Source organism: Nodosilinea sp. LEGE 07088 (assembly GCF_015207395.1).
Lineage (GTDB): Bacteria > Cyanobacteriota > Cyanobacteriia > Phormidesmidales > Phormidesmidaceae > Nodosilinea.
Genome location: NZ_JADEWX010000343.1, coordinates 1 through 2,278, shown reverse-complemented (window position 1 = coordinate 2,278; position 2,278 = coordinate 1). Strand labels below are relative to the sequence as shown.

Annotated in this window: 4 protein-coding genes; all 4 read left to right on the top strand. The window is 43.6% G+C overall.

Annotation, left to right across the window (positions count from 1 at the left end; genetic code table 11):
- The first annotated feature begins 161 nt into the window (after positions 1–161).
- The 4 genes from IQ254_RS30800 (at position 162) to IQ254_RS30785 (ending at position 2,163) form a co-directional block, all read left to right on the top strand.
- On the top strand, positions 162–650 hold the full coding sequence (locus tag IQ254_RS30800; protein WP_193969941.1) for a hypothetical protein: 489 nt from the start codon (positions 162–164) through the stop codon (positions 648–650).
- Positions 651–731: 81 nt separating this feature from the next.
- The gene (locus IQ254_RS30795) at positions 732–980 is read left to right on the top strand and encodes a type II toxin-antitoxin system HicA family toxin (protein WP_193969940.1); all 249 of its coding nucleotides are present in this window, start codon (positions 732–734) and stop codon (positions 978–980) included.
- Position 981: 1 nt separating this feature from the next.
- Positions 982–1,194 carry a type II toxin-antitoxin system HicB family antitoxin gene (locus IQ254_RS30790; protein ID WP_193969939.1) on the top strand — a complete coding sequence of 71 codons (213 nt, stop codon included), beginning with the start codon at positions 982–984 and terminating at the stop codon, positions 1,192–1,194.
- 270 nt (positions 1,195–1,464) lie between these two features.
- Positions 1,465–2,163, top strand: coding sequence for an AraC family ligand binding domain-containing protein (locus IQ254_RS30785; protein ID WP_228041256.1), 699 nt, complete (start codon positions 1,465–1,467; stop codon positions 2,161–2,163).
- The last annotated feature ends 115 nt before the right edge of the window (positions 2,164–2,278 follow it).

Below are 2,278 nucleotides of genomic sequence, written 5' to 3'. Positions count from 1 at the left end.
GGGCAGACGCATAAACGCTAGAACCATTGGAACTAGCCTGAAACTCTAGCATCTTTAGGCTCCCTTGAGAATGAAATGGCCCTGGGGCAGAAATTGCTTTTTCTTATGCTCTTTTATATATACTTATTGTAAGCTATTTATCTGGCCTGGCTGGAATATATATGGGAATAATTGCTGGCGCAAGCATCTTATTGAGAAAAGATATTTATGAAATTTTGAAGCCTAGCAGGAAGCCTAATGAAGGGATCTTTACGTCCGTTAAGAATACATTTAGCTTCACTGTCATGTTCTACCCAGTTGCAATTCTATTTTTTTTGATTTGGCAACTCATTGAATATTTTGATGAATTTCAGGTTTCAGCTAGCGATTATTGGCTAAATTTAGTCGGCGTGGAGTTTGATTTTCTGAAAGCCCTAGCTAGTGGCATCGCTGTTACCGTACTCTTGGCAGGTACTGCGAGTTGGTATTCATATATAAAGCATTTTACACTGCGCCTTTTGCTCTACTTCACCAATGCTATTCCCTGGAATTATGCGCGCTTCCTCAACTACTGCACTGATCGCCTGCTGTTGCAGCGGGTGGGGGGTCGCTATCGGTTCATTCACCGTCTTATTCAAGAACGCTTTGCCGCCATGCCGTTGAATGAGTAGATGAATAGATGGATAAGTAAGGGGGCAGATATATAGGTAACGCTTGTAGAGCAAGACCTTGAACATTTGAAAAGAGTCAATATGACCCAACAAGACAAGCTCTTACTTAAAATTCTGCGGGGCACCTCGGATGCCAATATTCCCTTTGAGCCGCTATGTCAATTGCTTAAGACTTTGGGATTTGAGGAGCGCATACGAGGCAGCCATCACATTTTCTCGAAGGACGGCATTGAGGAGATTTTAAACTTACAGCCAAAGCAGGGAAAAGCCAAAGCTTACCAGGTTAAGCAAGTGAGAACTATTATCTTGAAATATAAGCTAGGAGAGTAATATGCCGATTAAATACGAACTGATTATCTACTGGAGCGAGGAGGATCAAGCCTTTATCGTTGAAGTGCCTGAACTGCCCGGTTGTGCTGCCGATGGGGAAACCTATCAAGCGGCGGTGGCTAATGTGGAGGTTGTCATTCAAGAATGGATTGAAACCGCTCAAGCACTGGGGCGTCCAATTCCGACCCCCAAGGGTCGTCTTTTATTCGCTTAATTGAGGGAGTCAACTGGAGCTTTCGCAAAGACGAGATCATCAATGTGCTAGCGGCTATGTTACATAGTGCAGCTTTTGAATTTGAAAACCCAGCTAGCTAACACTGCGTGGCAGCGGACGGAAAAAAGCCGCTGGTGTGGTTCTCAAGGCTATCTGCCGCCGCTGCACTTCACCGTTATATTGCTCTCCACAGGACAAAAGAAAACTTTGATTTCAAGGTTGACCGGCGCAGTAAGATCAGGAAGTAGTCCTAAATCTTGAGTTATATCGATGGTTGATGCAATTAAAATCTATAACTCAATGTCTGAGTTCTACGCCTCAATGGGTGGAACTTTGGAGCAGGAGGTTGATTTTACTATCCATCGACTAGAGGAAGTTCACGGGGAGATTCCAATCAAATCTTCACTCTTTCGAGCAAATTATTATTCAGTCTTGATCATTCGCAAAGGGCGCGGACGCTACATTATTGATGATCAATTCTATCCGACGCAAGACGGTACGATTTATTTTACAAATCCTGGACATATCAAAGGATTTGAAATCTATGAGCTATCCCATGGGTATGTAATTACCTTTTCAGAATCATTTCTCAAACAATATGTTCATGAGAATATTCTGGATGAGTTTCCCTTTTTGATTGCAGAAGTTGCGCCACCCAGCTACCCCGATCGCGAAGTCTTTCAGATCTATGATGACCTAGGTGAGCAACTATTGCAGGAATATGGTTCAGGTTCTAACTATAAATTCAAAGTCATTGGGAGTTTGCTGGTTGTTCTGCTGCTGAAGATCAAGGAACACTTTTGGAAAGCCTACGATCCGCTCACTGAAGTTCCGGCAAATGCTTCGATCGCCCTTACCTTCAAGCGTCATCTAGAACAACATTTTCGAGACCTTTTAGCCGGGAACTGCGATCGCCTTTTCCAGGTGCAGGATTATGCCCATGCGCAATACTTACATCGCCGATTCTAGAATGAAGTGCAACACCTAGAAGCTTTCCACAGAGGGGCTCATAGGATAGTCTGATGTTTACCACAACAAAAAGACACCCTATGAGCTATATCCAGCTTAGCGCTTCTGAACGAAA

Bases quoted from the DNA above. Each gene is read 5' to 3' on its own strand.
- IQ254_RS30800 (WP_193969941.1), top strand. From the start codon at position 162: ATGGGAATAATTGCTGGCGCAAGCATCTTATTGAGAAAAGATATTTAT.
- IQ254_RS30795 (WP_193969940.1), top strand. From the start codon at position 732: ATGACCCAACAAGACAAGCTCTTACTTAAAATTCTGCGGGGCACCTCG.
- IQ254_RS30790 (WP_193969939.1), top strand. From the start codon at position 982: ATGCCGATTAAATACGAACTGATTATCTACTGGAGCGAGGAGGATCAA.
- IQ254_RS30785 (WP_228041256.1), top strand. From the start codon at position 1,465: ATGGTTGATGCAATTAAAATCTATAACTCAATGTCTGAGTTCTACGCC.